The organism is Marivirga aurantiaca (assembly GCF_016679925.1).
Classification (GTDB): domain Bacteria; phylum Bacteroidota; class Bacteroidia; order Cytophagales; family Cyclobacteriaceae; genus Marivirga; species Marivirga aurantiaca.
Window position 1 is genome coordinate 190,069 of the sequence record NZ_JAEQBW010000001.1, and the last position, 16,517, is coordinate 206,585.

General features: G+C 36.4%; 16 protein-coding genes. 6 read left to right on the forward strand and 10 right to left on the reverse strand.

Annotated elements, in window-relative coordinates; translation table 11 throughout:
* Position 1: 1 nt before the first annotated feature.
* The 3 genes from JKA74_RS00785 (at position 2) to cas6 (ending at position 3,270) form a co-directional block, all read left to right on the forward strand.
* Entirely contained in the window at positions 2–1,093 is a 1,092-nt protein-coding gene (locus JKA74_RS00785; protein ID WP_201429246.1) for an AI-2E family transporter, read from the forward strand.
* Between the two features lie 12 nt (positions 1,094–1,105).
* On the forward strand, positions 1,106–2,203 hold the full coding sequence (ychF, locus tag JKA74_RS00790) for a redox-regulated ATPase YchF (RefSeq protein WP_201429247.1): 1,098 nt from the start codon (positions 1,106–1,108) through the stop codon (positions 2,201–2,203).
* Positions 2,204–2,481: 278 nt separating this feature from the next.
* Positions 2,482–3,270 carry a CRISPR-associated endoribonuclease Cas6 gene (cas6, locus tag JKA74_RS00795; RefSeq protein ID WP_201429248.1) on the forward strand — a complete coding sequence of 263 codons (789 nt, stop codon included), beginning with the start codon at positions 2,482–2,484 and terminating at the stop codon, positions 3,268–3,270.
* Here the strand turns inward: cas6 and JKA74_RS00800 are convergent.
* Complete coding sequence (locus JKA74_RS00800; RefSeq protein ID WP_201429249.1) at positions 3,248–4,570, reverse strand: type IX secretion system plug protein; 1,323 nt, start codon at positions 4,568–4,570, stop codon at positions 3,248–3,250. The genes cas6 and JKA74_RS00800 overlap by 23 nt on opposite strands.
* Before the next feature lie 48 nt (positions 4,571–4,618).
* On the opposite strand from JKA74_RS00800, the gene JKA74_RS00805 reads away from it, so the two are divergent.
* Together JKA74_RS00805 and JKA74_RS00810 are read left to right on the forward strand one after the other, a co-directional pair.
* Positions 4,619–5,167, forward strand: coding sequence for an RNA polymerase sigma factor (locus JKA74_RS00805; protein ID WP_201429250.1), 549 nt, complete (start codon positions 4,619–4,621; stop codon positions 5,165–5,167).
* A complete protein-coding gene (locus tag JKA74_RS00810) occupies positions 5,151–6,656 on the forward strand; it encodes a hypothetical protein (RefSeq protein WP_201429251.1) in 1,506 nt (501 codons plus the stop codon). The genes JKA74_RS00805 and JKA74_RS00810 overlap by 17 nt, the downstream gene beginning before the upstream one ends.
* A 73-nt stretch (positions 6,657–6,729) precedes the next feature.
* Here the strand turns inward: JKA74_RS00810 and JKA74_RS00815 are convergent, their stop codons facing one another.
* From JKA74_RS00815 to JKA74_RS00855, 9 genes are all read right to left on the reverse strand, one after another.
* On the reverse strand, positions 6,730–7,155 hold the full coding sequence (locus JKA74_RS00815) for an arsenate reductase family protein (RefSeq protein WP_201429252.1): 426 nt from the start codon (positions 7,153–7,155) through the stop codon (positions 6,730–6,732).
* A gap of 77 nt (positions 7,156–7,232) precedes the next feature.
* Positions 7,233–7,922: a DUF6048 family protein gene (locus JKA74_RS00820; protein ID WP_201429253.1), complete on the reverse strand. Its 690-nt coding sequence runs from the start codon at positions 7,920–7,922 to the stop codon at positions 7,233–7,235.
* Positions 7,909–8,547, reverse strand: coding sequence for a hypothetical protein (locus JKA74_RS00825; protein ID WP_201429254.1), 639 nt, complete (start codon positions 8,545–8,547; stop codon positions 7,909–7,911). Before JKA74_RS00825 ends, JKA74_RS00820 begins: the two co-directional genes overlap by 14 nt.
* A gap of 89 nt (positions 8,548–8,636) precedes the next feature.
* Positions 8,637–9,263, reverse strand: a complete 627-nt coding sequence (locus tag JKA74_RS00830; RefSeq protein ID WP_201430158.1) for a DUF4159 domain-containing protein — start codon at positions 9,261–9,263, stop codon at positions 8,637–8,639.
* A gap of 34 nt (positions 9,264–9,297) precedes the next feature.
* Positions 9,298–9,945 (reverse strand): HAD family hydrolase, encoded by a 648-nt coding sequence (locus JKA74_RS00835; protein ID WP_201429255.1) that lies wholly within the window; start codon positions 9,943–9,945, stop codon positions 9,298–9,300.
* A gap of 65 nt (positions 9,946–10,010) precedes the next feature.
* Positions 10,011–11,117: a DNA-processing protein DprA gene (gene dprA, locus JKA74_RS00840; RefSeq protein ID WP_201429256.1), complete on the reverse strand. Its 1,107-nt coding sequence runs from the start codon at positions 11,115–11,117 to the stop codon at positions 10,011–10,013.
* A 3-nt stretch (positions 11,118–11,120) separates the two neighbouring features.
* Positions 11,121–11,459: a MerR family transcriptional regulator gene (locus JKA74_RS00845; protein WP_201429257.1), complete on the reverse strand. Its 339-nt coding sequence runs from the start codon at positions 11,457–11,459 to the stop codon at positions 11,121–11,123.
* Between the two features lie 6 nt (positions 11,460–11,465).
* Positions 11,466–12,671: a CapA family protein gene (locus tag JKA74_RS00850; RefSeq protein WP_201429258.1), complete on the reverse strand. Its 1,206-nt coding sequence runs from the start codon at positions 12,669–12,671 to the stop codon at positions 11,466–11,468.
* Between the two features lie 70 nt (positions 12,672–12,741).
* Entirely contained in the window at positions 12,742–13,719 is a 978-nt protein-coding gene (locus tag JKA74_RS00855; protein WP_201429259.1) for a M23 family metallopeptidase, read from the reverse strand.
* 164 nt (positions 13,720–13,883) lie between these two features.
* Between JKA74_RS00855 and alaS the strand changes: the two genes are divergently transcribed.
* Positions 13,884–16,517, forward strand: a complete 2,634-nt coding sequence (gene alaS / locus JKA74_RS00860) for an alanine--tRNA ligase (RefSeq protein WP_201429260.1) — start codon at positions 13,884–13,886, stop codon at positions 16,515–16,517.

The window sequence follows — 16,517 nt, forward strand, 5'->3', positions numbered from 1 at the left end:
TGTGAACAGACTAAGACCCATTTTTTATCTTCTTGGCGGATTATTTATTCTCTACATAGTAGGGTTGCTATTTGCGGATATCCTTATTTATATAGTGATATCATTGATTGTGGCTACTATTCTAAGGCCATTGACCAATTACCTCAATAGCCTTTACTTTTATGGCTATAAGCTTCCCAAAGCACTTACTATCATCATTTCCTTTGGTATTCTGATAAGTTTTATTGCCTTATTTGTTGGCCTTTTTGTTCCTTTGGTTTCTGAACAAATTCAAATACTCAGTAAATTGGATTATGATGTTTTATATGAAAAAATATCTGAACCTATACATTCCCTGGAAGTTTTCCTGATCTATTCCTTACCTAACCTAAGTGAAAATGGGTTTATCATTGACAGACTTCGTGAAAGCATCCTGAATTTTGTACAATCTGTTGATGTCAGTACTTTAATCAACAACCTTATTTCATTTACCGGGAGCTTTTTTGTGGGAGTTTTAGCTGTTTCTTTTATTACATTCTTTATGCTTTACGAAAAAGGTTTGGTGCGTAGAAAATTTATCTCCCTCATTCCTAATAAATATTTTGAAGTATCTATTGGTGCGCTCTATAAAATTGAAAGTTTGCTTTCCAATTATCTGCTCGGTTTACTTTTTCAAATGGTGGCAATCTTTACTATTGCCTCTGTGGGTTTGAGTATATTTGGAATTAAATATGCAGTAACTATTGCCGTATTTGCAGCTGTAGCCAACTTAATTCCTTATGCAGGACCTATTTTAGGGGCGACATTTGGAATTATAGTGGGAGTAACTACAGGTGGAATATTTGAATTCAACAATGATTTATTGATACTTATTGTGAAAATTGTTTCGGTTTTTTCAATAGTTCAGATTACAGATAACATTCTCCTCCAACCACTCATTTTTTCAAAAAGCGTAAAAGCACACCCATTAGAAATATTTGTTATTATCTTTGCGGGAGCATCCTTGGCAGGTGTGGTAGGAATGATTGCCGCCATACCTGTTTATACAATCATTCGGGTGGTAATGATTGAGTTATACAAGGGATACAAACAGTATAAGATTTTTCAAAACTAAATATTATTATTCATGGGTTTAAGATGTGGTATCGTTGGTTTACCTAATGTGGGTAAATCCACTTTATTCAATGCATTATCTAATGCCAAAGCTGAAGCAGCTAATTTTCCATTTTGTACAATTGAGCCTAATGTAGGAGTGATTAGCGTACCCGATGAGCGATTGCACATTTTGGAGAAATTGGTAAAGCCAAACAAAGTAGTGCCTACCATTATAGAATTTGTGGATATTGCCGGTTTGGTAGAAGGAGCAAGTAAAGGTGAGGGATTAGGAAATAAATTTTTGGCTAACATCAGAGAGGTAGATGCCATTATTCACGTAGTTCGTTGTTTTGAAGACGACAATGTTACCCATGTAGCTGGCAGGGTAAATCCTATAGCGGATAAGGATATTATTGATACGGAACTGCAACTGAAGGATTTGGAATCTGTTGAAAAGAAAATTCAGAAAGTGGAGAAAATTGCCAAAACAGGTGATTCGAAGGCCAAAAACGAGCTAAATATCCTTAATAAATACAAAGAAGTACTTCAGAATGGTAAAAATGCCAGAACACTGGATCTTACCAAAGATGAAAAAGAACCCATCAGGGATTTATTATTATTAACTGATAAACCTGTTATTTATGCCGCTAATGTGGAGGAATCAGCTGCCGTAACCGGCAATGAATGGGTTGATAAATTCAAAGAGTATGTAAAAGATGAGGGGGCTGAAGTGATTATAGTAAGTGCGGCAATTGAAGCACAAATAGCTGAGTTTGATGAGCCGGAGGAAAAAGAAATGTTTCTTTCTGAATACGGACTGAAGGAATCAGGATTAAATAAGCTTATAAGTGCCTCGTATCATATCCTGGATTTAATCACCTATTTCACCGCTGGTGTGCAGGAAGTGCGTGCATGGACTATTAAAAGAGGGTGGAAGGCCCCGGCAGCTGCAGGAGTTATTCATACTGATTTTGAAAAAGGTTTTATTAAGGCAGAAGTGATAAAGTTGGAAGAATTTCAAAAATATGGCACAGAACTAGCTTGTAAAGAAGCAGGTAAAATGGCTATTGAAGGAAAGGAATATGTGGTAAAAGATGGGGACATCATGCATTTCCGATTTAACGTTTAATCTCCTGTACATGATTTCTTAAGAATTCCACTATACTAAGAGGATTTATTGGTGAACAATTGCTTTTATGTCACTTTTAAATTCTCTTTCTTTGTTCATATATTTGAAAAAGTAAAATTTTATATTTAAATTTTTATATCATTTGAATCAACCAAAAAAACTAAAATAGGCCGATAGGGGTTCCAGACACATTTTTTTTTAATGTATTAACAAATATTCCTCTAACTGTTAAACATTATTGTTTACTGATAGTCTCTTATATTTAACCATACAAAATTGTGAGAGTACGTTTAATTTTTACAAATAAGGATAAAGGAGCATCAATTCCCTTTCATCACCAGTATTATTTGTTCAGATTCTTTAAAGGATTGATAAAGAAATGCAGAGATGAAAACCTGGGTGAATTTGATCACCATAACTTTAATTTTTCCGGGCTGAAAGGACAAACTACAGTAAGCAAAGCTGGGTTACATTTTTACAGCTCAAAAATTACAGTTGTCTTTTCCTGCCAGGACAAAAAATTTATAGATGCTATTATTGAAGCATTGTTTACTCTACCTGAGATTAAATTGAATGGTTTAACAATGATTCCTTTTTCAGTGGAACTGGAACCGGAAATAGATATCATAGAGGAAATGAAGTACATCTGTATTTCTCCCATATTGTTGTTAAAGCCGGAATTTTCGGATGAAACTGCTAAAAGATTTATCCACCCTTTGTCAGAGGAGTTTAAAACTTTATTAGTAGATGCTATTTGTCAGAAAACTGATTTGTTAAAAAATACAGATGATATAGATTTCATTCCGGATGAGAATTATATCAAAAAACTGGAAGATGCAGGAAAAAAATATTCTCGTGTATATCCTTTATTTGATCAGGATGTGCCCTATGAAGTAAGAGGATATACTTTTCCTTTTACTTTAAAAGCTCCCGTTGAAGTGCATAAATTCTTGTTTGAATGTGGGATAGGCCTTTATAATGAAAAGGGATTTGGAATGCTTGATCTGGCAACGGTTATACCGGGTAGTAAAACTACCCCTTATTTTACCGGGCAGCTCGCGAGTTAAACCTAACATAACCAATTAACTGGTCATAGCGTAATTGAGGATTGGCGTAGTATACAGAGATGTCGTACTCATTTTCTGTATCTACATAATTCCCTTCCAGTTCATAGTGGGGACTATTTGCAGTGTAGTACAAATATTCATAATAACCCTGTTTAAGAAGATAGCTGTTCGTATATCTGCCTTTGGTAGGATCGAATTTCATTCTGCTTTTGTGATTTATTTCCCAGTTATTAAATTCACCTACAATATAAATATCTTCCTGTTGTTGGGGTGCTTCCAGTTGGAAAGTAGTTTCAAAATAATCAGTTACTAACTCATTGGTTTGCCTTTCCCTATTCCCAATGATGAAAGCACCATTTCTATCATTCCATTCCCTATAGGCCTGATGGGAGCGGTTCTTGTCCACTCCTGCCAAAGCAGTTATTGGTTTAGCATCTTTGTTAATATTGATTACATTGGATCCTTTAAAATTCACTGTAGTCAAATCAATAAACCTGAATTCATTGACTCCGGGGAAGTTCAATTCCCCATTATAAAATTCATAAACCAATTTCTGGTTTTGATCAGTAATACGCATGGGTTCTTTTGGCTGAATAGCATGTAACCAATTACTGTTTTGCCTGATTACGGGGTAAATGTCAGAGCCTGCATTAAGTATATTCACCCTATTAAGCAGTACTTCAAACCGCAATTCCTGATGCGTTCTTCGTTGGCTAACAACATTGGAGGGTACAATCTCATAAGCAATACCTGCTTTGTCCTCATACACCATAAATCTTTCACTTAAAACAATGTCATCTTCATTGTTGCCCCTATACACTACAAGCAGGTAGTTGCCGGAAATTTTCACAGGTGGCACCTCCAGCGTATAATGTACATAAGGCATTTTTGTATCAAAGGAGTATTCAAAATCCCTTATGCTAAATTGATTGTAGTCGGATAAGAAATCCATGGGCAATAAATTGCTCTTTTGAGTCCAGTCCTTGTTAAGGTGAAATATTTTTGCCTGATATAATTGTTGTTGACTTGTTATATCATCAAAGCTTAATTGCAATGATTCGTTTTTATCCAGTCCGATCACTGCATTTTTGGAAGAAATGAACTGACCATTTTTGAAACTGGCCAATTGAACAGTTCCTATGTTTCCACTATAGGTTGTATTGATGAATTTTAATGTAGGGAAATTTTGAGCAACAGAGCCGGAACCTGTGGTAGGTTGTAAAGGAACACATGCCTTTGCAGCCAGTAAAATGAAAGATATTAAAATTATTTGCTTTATTTTTTTCTGTATTCCAACCATTAGTTTGTAATTTGAGTCTAAATATAACAGAATCCCCTGGGTTTCGATATGCCAACAACCATAGAACTCATAAAAGGTTGCCAAAAAGGTGACAGAAAGAGTCAATACCAGCTCTACCAACAATTTGCCTCAGGCATGATGGCTGTTGCTATGCGCTATTCAAAGTCAACGCAAGAGTCTGAGGATATATTACAAGAGGGATTTATTAAAGTGTTTCAAAATATTAAAAATTTTAGGCAAGATTCAAGTCTTGGCTATTGGATCAAGCGAATTATCATCAATACTGCTTTAAACCATCAGCGAAATAAACTTTACCTCTACCCAATGGTAGATGTAGATGAGTTGAAGGATGGTTTAAGTTCTGTATCTGTGGAAAACATGGCAGTTGATGATTTAATGGACTTAGTACAAAAATTACCAACAGGATGCCAGGTAATATTTAATTTGTATGCTGTAGAAGGTTATCAACATAAGGAAATCGCTAAAATGTTATCCATAAGTGAAGGTACATCGAAGTCGCAATATTCCAGGGCAAGAAATTTATTAATGGATTTATTAGAAAAGCAAAGTAAGTGGGGGAATGAAAGAGTTCGATAAAGATAAAGATTTATTCAATACTTCTGTCAGAAGGAAGTTCAATGAGGCAAAAGTTGAACCTTCTTCTAATGTATGGGAGGGAATTGAAGCGGAGTTGCTTAAGCATGACAATGTGAAAATGCAAAGAAAGGCCGTTTTTTATAGAAATGTGGCCGCAGCAGTTTTACTAATTGCAGTAGTTTCTATTTATTTTAACCTACAGGGAGTAAAATTCCAGGGGCAGGAAAGTAAAATAGAAACCATAGATCTTTCCAATTCATTGGTGCAATGGGAAAATAATGGTTCCGATATATTGGCAGAGATAAAAAGTCCTAAAGCACTATCTGAATCTCAAACAGAAAGCGATAACGGTATAGGAATAGCTGGGCAAAATGAAGTTACGAGGGGTAGGGCTACTAAGTTGGAAAAGAAAGATGTTCTTGATGTTTCTGGCGGAAGTGATGAGAATTTTATCAGTAATAACAGAAAGGATGCAGGTTCATCTTCTTTTGCTATAGCGGGTAACGAATCCGGTAATCAGGTAGGTGTTTATGAAATTAATAAAGCTACTTCGCCTCCTATTAATCAAGATCAGAATGGCTTGAGTAGGCTAACCGCTCTTTCTCCTTCCGCGCTTGAAATCAATGAGCTGAAGTTAGCAGATGTGGATATAAAAGATGTTTCTTATTTTGCTGTCAGCAGTCTTGATAAGGATAAAAACAATTCTAACATTGCTTTTCAGTCAGCTTTTAACCTGGGCTCCAGTAGTTTTAACCCTAATACCAATATTACTTCAGGACCACTTCAGTCTTCCTTTTCAGCTCTCAATACACCCGGTACTTCAGGCAGGTCATTAACAGGGAGTGATGTACAATATAGTAAAGAAAGAGAATTGGTTGAAAGCCTGAGCTCAGCTCCCATCAATAGTAACTTATCAATGACTTTTGGTGTGCATGCAGGTCTTAGTATCAATGAAAGGTGGAAAATAAAAAGTGGGTTGCAATATGGTAACTACCGAACTTCTTCTCAGAGTAGCGCGGTAGTAAGAGATGTTAACAGTGATGAGCTTTACCCTTATCATGGAGCTAGTAGCTCAACAGAATTGTCGGATGGTAAAATAATCAATGTTACATCTGAATATGACTTGTATAATGATTTTCAGATCCTTTCCGTGCCCTTATTGGTTTCCTATAAGTTTATAGACCGGAAATTTGGAATTGGCCTGGTTGGAGGAGCCAGTGCTGATTTTCTCCTTAAGAACACGATTCGAGGGGGGAGCGATCAGATTTCTGACATTTCCTTTGATCAAAATGATAGAAAGTCCTATAAGAATTCTTTTTATAGTGCCTTGGCAGGTGTTGAATTTAGCTATTCTTTTTCAAAGAATTATGCCATCAGTTTAACTCCAACCTATAAAAAAGCTTTAACAAATATCACCAATGATGGCGCAAGTTTTAACAGTACTCCTGATTTTATTAGCCTGGATATGAGTATCCAATATATGTTTTAAGCTATGTGATTATTGGATTTGGCTTTTCTTTCCCTGAAGGGATAGGCAGCATGAAACGGTGAACAATGTGTTTTTAATTATCTTTTTCATCTCTATTGGAAAGTTCATCTTTATTGGACTCAAATTCTAAGTCGATATTGTTAAAATCGTAGGCTGAACCCACAAAATCAGCTGATTTACCATATTCTACAATAGGAGTCTTCAAAATATCAGGGTTGTTTTTTATCAATACGAGGATGTCGTTGGTTTCCAATTGGGAATCTGTTAAGTTATCTTTATAGAATTCACTTTCTTCATCTAGTAGTTCTCCAACATGTACATTTAATTTCCCGGCTAGTTCGGCCAATTGCCTTTCTGTGAGGGTTTGTTTATATATGTCTACTTCGTTAATGTAGTGCTTGTCTAAAGATTTAATATAAGCTAAAGTCTTTCTTTCCTTAATTTGGTTACTATTATAAATGAACCTGACTTCCATATGTTTCTTTTTGTTTAGTGCCATACAAGTATATTAACTAAAAAAAAGAACTGAGGTTTCAAAGAATGATTTTCTGTAAAAGGAAATTAAAAGAGGAAGGATTAAAATATATTCAACCTGAATTTTAAATACAAATTTATTTCCGGATTAAGGGAGGTGTTCGTCATACCATAACCCGGGATTCTTTTTGTGTCTATTTTTTCGAAATCTTCATATTCCAAAAAGCTTTTTAGCCGAAGCCTAAAACCTATAGACATGAAATCTTTTATATCTTTCCCAAAAACCCTTTTAACTTCTTTCTCGGAGTTGATCACGAATTCAAACCACTGAGCAGATAAATTTGTTCTGTCTACTTCATCATTTTCATTGGGGAAAATAGGGTTTTCAATGCTGAAATGGATAGACTCGTCAAATTGAGCCTGTGAATAGCGAATTCCCAGAAGTAAGTAATTTCCTGGTGTTACAGTAAGATGGTAGTCAGTACCTATTCTAAAATAATCTCCTTTTGAGCTATAATCAGCATTTTTATAAGCATCATCAGGAGTAAGTGTGGCCAGTCCATATTCACCAACGAGTGATACCCTCTCATAGAATTTAAAATTGACAGCAGCTTCCCATTTTTCGCTTTCATCCAATAATAGCGTATGGAGCTTTAAGTAGTCTAAAGACAGGCCTAATGCTAACTTATTGACTTTTTCTGGCATAGCTTCTTCTTCCGTTTGTCCATATGAAGTAAGCGGATGTGCCAATAAGGCAATAGCTATTAAAATAATATAGTTATATCTCAACATAAATTTGTAGTTCGTTACTGCTGCATTCAATAATAGGAGTACAGCCTCTGGGAGATATTAAGGACTCGAATTCATGAGTGATAACCTGAAGGTTAGAAGCCTTTTTAGTGATTTTGCTATTGAGTACTGTGTCACTTAACTCGTAGGAGATTTTTAGATAATTTTCAAAATTGGCACCTTCAATTTGTATTTGATATTCCGACTCATTGGTATTGGTATTAATTGGGATTTTGAACCGGGTCAAACTATCTCCACCATTTTGGTTGATGAACAAGCCTTCTTCCCCATTGATAGAGTGAATACTGATTAACCTGTTTTTTGTAGTAGTAATAAGGTTCTTTATATAGGTAAGAGACTGCTGACTAGCAGTTTTTTCACTGTTCAATGAATCGATGATAGGTGCATTGGCAGGATCTTTTATTAAATTGTCTATTGCTTTTATTTCAGCCACCAGTGCACTGCTATCTGTTCTTAGCGTGTCCAGAGAGGTTTTATTGAGGATACTTAAATTGAAGTAAGGGTAAGCATTCTCCGGTCCGCAGTCATAGCAAGGTTCGCAGGCAGTAAATAGAATAGCAGCCAGGGCGGTAATTTTAAGAAAGCTTAATGGGGTGTTGAATTTCATATGCACGAAATTACATTTTCTATTTTATTATTCCTTTTATGAACTGTTGATTTTTATAGCATTACAAAAATTGCGCCTGATTTTCAATACTACTTTTGAAGGAAAGCAAAGCTGATAATGTTGGCACCCATTTGAAGTGCCTTTAATCTCACACTTTCCGGATCATTATGAATGCTTCTGTCTTCCCATCCATTTCCTAAGTCACTTTCATAGGAATAAAAGCATACAAGTCTGCCTTCATATACTATTCCAAACCCTTGGGCCGGCTTGCCATCATGTTCATGAATTTTTGGTAATCCGTTATCAAACTTAAATTTTTGATGATAAATAGGATGATCAAACGGAATTTCCACAAATTCCAGATCCGGAAATACTTTTTTCATTTCAATTCGGATGAATTGATCCAAACCATAGTTATCATCAATATGCAGGAAGCCTCCTGCTATTAGGTAGTTTCGTAAATTTTCCGCTTCTGTATCAGAAAAAACCACATTCCCATGGCCCGTCATGTAGATGAGAGGATATTGATAAAGTTCCTTACTGCCTACCTCAACCACAAAGTCCTTGTTGTTAATTGTAGTGTTTAATTTTTCATTACAGAAGCTGATAAGGTTTGGCAAGGCAGTTTTATTGGCGTACCAATCACCACCTCCATTATATTTCAGCTTCGCTATTTTTAAATTTTGTGCATTTAAGGAAAAGACAAAAAATAACATTAAGCTAAAGAGGAAACTTATTTTTTGTATTGTATTACTCACAGATTTCTTCAAAGTTTTTTATCTTTAATAATATGTCGTTAGGTAATTCTTCTTCTTTCAAGGAAGTGTATAGGCCTACTACATCCATACCTGCAGCTTTTGCAGATTTAATACCTGCCAACGCATCCTCAAATACAACGCAATCCTTAGGAGAAATATTCAATAAATTGGAGGCTTTCAAATAAATTTGTGGATCAGGCTTGCCTTTTATCACCATTGTGCTGTCAACTATCGCATCAAAGTAATGGCGGATGTTCAGGCCATCCAGGGTGAAATCTGCATTGGCTGTAATAGCTGAGGTAGCAACAGCCATTTTCATACCGCTCTTCTTGGCTAATTGAAGAAAATCAGACAATCCCTGTGTGGGTGTAATATGGGCTGCATAGAGGTTACGATAAATTTGTTCCTTTTCTTCAGATAAAGCCATTATCTCAGCTTTTGAGGCACCAGGCTTTAGTTCCATCACTAATTCTTGTATGGTTCTGCCATTCAAGTGGGTTTGAAAATATTCAGTAGTGATTTCTTTTCCGAATTGCTTTAAAAATTCTTTTAAAGCATCAATATGATAGGAAATGTTGTCTACTATAACACCATCCATATCGAATATGAATGCTTTTTTATTTTTTAATAATGGATGCATTTAAAAATGTGGTTAAAATATTTAAAGTGAATATAGAGTCAATAAATTGAAAAGCAATGATGAACTTAGACCATCTGATATCTTTTTCCCGGCAGGGATTTAATAATTCCCTGAAACTCCAATGTGAGCAAAACAGAAGCAAGTCGGTTTAAATTCACCTGACTTTTGATACTTAGAATGTCCAAAGGTAGCACACGATTGTTTTGAAGCAAGGTATTTATTACGTTTTGCTCTTCTTCATTAAAAGAAGAAAGGTCAATTACTTTTTGTTTGATTGCTGCCTGGTTTTCCAACTCCCAATTCATAAGATAAAGCACATCTTCTGCTGTCTCCACTAAATGTGCTTTATTTTTTTTAATTAATTTATTGCAGCCTTCCGAATAGGTATCATTTACCCTGCCCGGGAAAGCCGCTACTTCACGATCGTATGAGTTGGCCAATTCAGCGGTAATAAGTGCCCCGCCTTTTTTTGCAGCTTCCACCACCACAACCAGATCTGCCATGCCTGCAATAATCCTGTTTCTTGCAGGAAAATTAAAAGCATCTGGTTTTGAGCCAAAAGCCTGCTCGGTTATGAGACCTCCTTTTCCCATCATTTCCTCGGAAGTAGTGCGGTGCGCAGCAGGATAGACTACGTCTATGCCTGATCCCATCACTGCAAAGGTGGTTAAATTATTTTTTAAGGCATTTCTATGAGCATGAATGTCTATGCCGTAAGCCAGTCCGCTAAGGATTACAGGATCCAAAGGAGATAGCCCAGCAATAATATCTTCTGTGAGTTTTTTACCATATTCTGTGGCATTCCTTGTACCTATTACAGCAATGGTGGGTTTCTTTTCCTCCGGGGGAAATTTCCCTTTCGTATAAATTAAAGGAGGTGCATCAGGTATTTGCTTTAGCCGATAGGGATAGTCTTTTTCCAGATAACTAACTATCTTAACGTTGGCTTTTCTGGCTTTCTCAAATTCCTGGTTTGCCTTTTCCGAGATTTCCCTGCTTAGTATGTTATTTACGGTGTGGTTGCCTATGCCAGGTATTTTTAATAATTTGGACTTGGGCCACTGCAAGACTGCCTGGGCTGAACCAGCATAGCTCACAAGGTTTTTTATAATTACATTTCCTATTTTGGGAATGAGGTGTAGTGTAAGCAAAGCATGTTTCTCTGCCTCCATTGGTTATTGCAATTTCTCTCTTACTTCTGTTAAAAAATTTTTGATATTACGCAATGAGTCCAACATCTCCATTTTATCTTTCACCGCATGGACATCATTTTTTAACATGTCCTTGGCACCTTGCAGGGTAAACCCTTTTTCTTTCACTAAATGATATATCAACTTCACATTTTCAATGTCCTGCTTAGTGAATTGACGGTTCCCTTTTCTGTTTTTCTTGGGTTTGATAATGTCAAATTCACCCTCCCAAAATCGAATAAGCGATGTGGCTACGTCAAATTTTTCTGCTACTTCACCAATGGTGTAGTATTTTTTTTCTATTTCTTTTTCTATGTAAGGCACGTTATATCAATATTGGTCATGAAGATAGCGAATATTCCCTTCCAGGTCAATTAAAATTTTCGATTCCGGAAAATCACTTTCTGTTAATTCTTTTATTTTTAAGGCTGCACGATGCTGAGGGTCAATTGTTGGTATTCCTCCACCTACCTGAATAGCTGAAATTATTTTTCCTTCTATAAAAACCCCTTTACTATCTACCTGTATTTTCACAATAGGAGCTAAACCACTTTCTCCACTCAGGTTAAACCTGCCATAAGTAGCAAAGTTGCCTAAACTATAGGCTATAAAGCGGTTTTTATAAACCTCTATTGCTCTGGCTACATGAGGGCCGTGCCCAAACACTATGTCTGCTCCCGCATCTATCACTTCATGAGAGAATTTATAAACATTCCCTCTGTTTTCACCATAAAACTCTTCTGTTTCGCGTGTCACATGTTGAAATTTCTTTCCTTCTGCTCCTCCATGAAATGATACTATCACTATATCGGATAAGCTGTCTAAATGTTTCACAATTCCAACTGCTTCCGGTATATTATTGATACTTTGTGTGCCGTAATTGGGAGAAAAACTAACAAAACCATAAGTGATGTTTTCTTTTTCAAAAATAGTGAAAGGATGGGTTAGTTGGCCCGAATGATGAATACCTAAGCTGTCCAGTACCCGCATAGTGTTTTTTCTGCCTTCGTCTCCAAAATCTCCCGCATGGTTATTGGCAAGGCTCATCAGGTCGAAACCAGCGTCTACATAATGTTGTACTAAATACTCCGGGCTTCTGAATAGATAGCAAAGGTCAGGGTTGGAACAATTCTTTTGAGTACCTCCTTCATTCAAAATCACACCTTCCTGGTTGCCGAAAGTAAGATCTGCATCCAATAAAACCGGTTTTACATCAGCCAGCATGTGTTTGCCGGAGTCAATTGGCAAATAAGAACTATTAGGGAAATTTGTACCTATCATGATGTCACCAACGCCAATAATATGTAAGGTGTCTTTCTTTACAGGATGCATACTTATTTTTACTGAATCCTGTAGTAGGGAACTGTCCACTGCAATAAGTGTACTGTCCGTTTGGGTTGATGATAAGCTGTCATTTTTTTGATGCTCAGTCGCTGCAGTTGCTGACTGATCATCTGTCTGAGAGCTTTTCTGGACTGTTTTACAAGCTACAAATGAGATACTAATAACAAGAAAGGTGAAAAAATTTCTTAACATTTTAAAACAGGTAAAAAAAAAGCAGCCAGAAGACTGCTTTTATTATTATAAATTTTATTTCATCAAATGATTAACCTAGTGACTGATTTTCAACAGCGGCCAGTTCTAATAATTTCTCATATTCTCCGTCAGTTACGTCCTGATAGAAATAATGTACCGGATTGATTGGTTTACCATCTTTATGAATCTCGTAATGCAAATGTGGAGCGGTGGAGGTACCTGTGCTTCCTACGAAACCGATGCAATCACCTCTTTTTACTTTATCTCCTTTTTTCACATTGAAAGATGACATATGCGCATATTTGGTAATAAAACCATAGCCGTGATCCACTACTATTAATTTTCCGAAGCCTCCAAAGGTACTTTGTACCCTTACTACTTCCCCGTCTCCTGTAGCGTAAATCGGAGTGCCTCTTGGAGCAGAAAAATCACAACCTTCATGAGGCCGTACCACTTTTAGGATAGGGTGCATACGCATACCAAATCCCGATGCCAGTCTTTTTAATTCTTTGTTTTGGATAGGCTGTATGGCAGGAATGGAAGCCAACATTTTTTCCTTGTTTTTTGCCATCTCCAATATTTCATCATAGGATTTGGTTTGAATGTACATTTGCTTTTTCACTTTGTCAACATCGGAAATCATGTCCAGTATTAACTTTTCGCGCTCCAAATCACTCTCAATGATATTTTTGTATCGTTCGGTACCACCTACACCTGCTTGTCGGATACTTGATGGAATAGGTTCTGCTCCCATTATGCTCCTGTAAACTTCGTCATCCCTTTCCTGAAGTGAAGATAGTACCTTTTGTACGTTCTTTACTTCTTTCTCCATCATATCATAATAAAACTGAAGTTCTTTGTTTTCTTTTTTGAGGTGAGCTTCTTTAGGAGAATCGAAATAGGCATTGAAAATGAAGATTATTCCAATAGCTAAAATCAATGATACAGATAAGAAACCTAATAAATTCAGGAATATATCCCATTTTGATACTTTTACTCGTTCATATCTACAAGTTTCTGTATCATAGTAATATTTAATTCTTGCCATCCTGTTTTAGACTAGTTAAAAACTTCTAATTTTGTGATCTGAATATAAGTCACAAAATTGCATAAACGTTCAACAAAAGTCAAATTTTTTGTTTGAACATCTATTTGAGACAAATATATAAAAAATCTTTTAAAGTAAAACATTAATCACAAACATATTACTCAATGACTTCTAGCGAGATACGAAAAAAATTCCTGAATTTTTTTAAAAATAAACAACATAAAATTGTTGCCTCAGCACCGATGGTGATCAAAAATGACCCCACATTAATGTTCACAAATGCTGGAATGAATCAGTTTAAGGATTATTTTTTGGGTAATCAGGAGGTAGCGTATCCCCGTGTGACAGATACGCAAAAATGTTTACGGGTTTCCGGAAAACATAACGATCTGGAAGAAGTGGGACATGATACCTATCATCATACCATGTTTGAAATGCTGGGTAACTGGTCTTTTGGGGATTATTTTAAATTAGAAGCCATAGAGTGGGCCTGGGAATTGTTGACAGTGGAATTTAAATTACCTAAAGACAGATTATATGTTTCTGTTTTTGAAGGAGATCCATCAGAAAATCTTGCTTTTGATCAGGAGGCTTTTGATATCTGGAAAAAACTGGTGCCTGAGGAACGTATTATCAATGGTAATAAGAAAGATAATTTTTGGGAAATGGGAGAGTCAGGACCCTGCGGGCCTTGCTCGGAAATCCACATTGATTTGAGGTCAGATGAGGAAATTCAACAAATACCTGGCAAGGATTTAGTGAATAACGATCATCCTCTGGTAGTGGAAATCTGGAACCTGGTGTTTATGCAATATAATCGTTTGGCGGATGGGAGTCTAAAAAACCTGCCTGCTAAACATGTGGATACGGGTATGGGTTTTGAGAGACTTTGTATGGCAATTCAGGGCAAAAAATCTAACTATGACACTGATGTTTTTACTCCATTGCTTGATGAATTAGGAGCTGTATCCGGTAAAAAATATGGCAAGTTGTTGAAAGAAGATATCGCTTTTCGGGTAATTGTAGATCATATAAGAGCAATAGCCTTATCTGTTTCCGATGGACAGCTTCCTTCCAACAATAAAGCCGGCTATGTAATTCGTAGAATATTAAGAAGGGCTGTGAGGTATGGTTATACATTCCTGGATTTAAAAGAGCCTTTTCTTTATAAATTGGTTAAAATTTTAGCTAAGCAGTTTGAAGAGGTGTTCCCTGAATTGATAGCTCAACAGGATCTGGTGGAAAAAGTGATAAAGGAAGAAGAAACTGCTTTTTTACGCACTTTAGAAAATGGTTTGAAGCGTTTGGAAGCCATTAAAGCTGATTTGAGCCGGAAAAAGGAAACAGTAATTTCAGGAGCAGTAGCTTTTGAATTGTACGATACTTATGGCTTTCCATTGGATTTGACTGCTTTGATCGCCAGGGAAAATGGTTTAAGTATTGATGAAGCAGGTTTTCAACAGGAAATGGCGAGGCAAAAAGACCGCTCCAAGTCTGCAGCTAAAATGGAGACCGGTGATTGGGAAATTGTACAGGAGGGCGCTGATGTAGAATTTATTGGTTACGAGCAATTAGAAGCAGAAGCAAAAATTTTACGGTACCGTAATGTGAAAAGCAAAAATAAGAATCAGGTACAGTTAGTATTGGACCGTACTCCATTTTATGCTGAAAGTGGTGGACAGGTAGGAGATACCGGAGTTTTGAAAGTAGGAGAGGAGTCAATAAAAGTTTTAGATACCAAAAAAGAAAATGATTTAATTGTACACCTTGTTGATAAGGTGCCACAGGATTTAAAAGCCTCTGTAATAGCTTCTATTGATATTGAAAGAAGAAATAAAATCACTTATAATCATTCTGCGACCCACCTTTTGCATGCCGCTTTGCGACAGGTTTTGGGCGATCATGTTCAGCAGAAAGGATCTTTGGTTTCTGACAAAATTCTGCGGTTTGATTTTTCTCATTTTTCAAAAATGACTGATAAAGAAATATTGAAAGTGGAGAAGATGGTGAATGAAAAGATAAGGCAGAATATAATCAAACAGGAAGACAGGAACGTTCCTATAGAAGAAGCAAAAGCCAAGGGTGCCCAGGCTCTTTTTGGAGAAAAATATGGGGATTTTGTTAGGGTGATTACATTTGACTCTGATTATTCTGTTGAGCTTTGTGGAGGTGTTCATGTTCCTGCTACAGGAAATATAGGACTTTTTAAGATTGTAGCAGAGTCATCTGTAGCAGCGGGTATTAGAAGGATAGAAGCGTATACAGCTGAAAAAGCGGAGGATTATATTCTGGAGCAGGAAAATACTTTGAAAGAAGTGAATGATCTGCTTAAAAACCCTGCTGATTTAAAAATAGCGGTTGAGCAATTGATTAAAGAGAAAGCTGCATTGCAGAAAGCTTTGGAAAAAGAGCAATCTAAAAGTTCAGGCCAATTAAAAGAAGATTTAATTAAGAAGGCTACGCTTATAAATGGGGTGAATGTAATTATCGATTCCATTCAGTTGCCTAATGCGGAAGCTTTGAAAAAACTCTCTTTTGAACTTAAAAACGAAATAAATCCATTATTTGCAGTTTTAGCTTGCGATATTGAGGGAAAACCACAAATTTCGGTTGTAGTTTCGGAGGAACTTACTACATCAGGAAACCTGAATGCCGGAAATATTGTACGGGATTTGGCTAAGAACATACAAGGAGGAGGGGGAGGACAGGCCTTTTTTGCCACTGCCGGAGGAAAAAAACTGGAGGGGTTACCGGATGTGGTGAAGCAAGCCAATGAAATGATAAAAGACATTTTATAA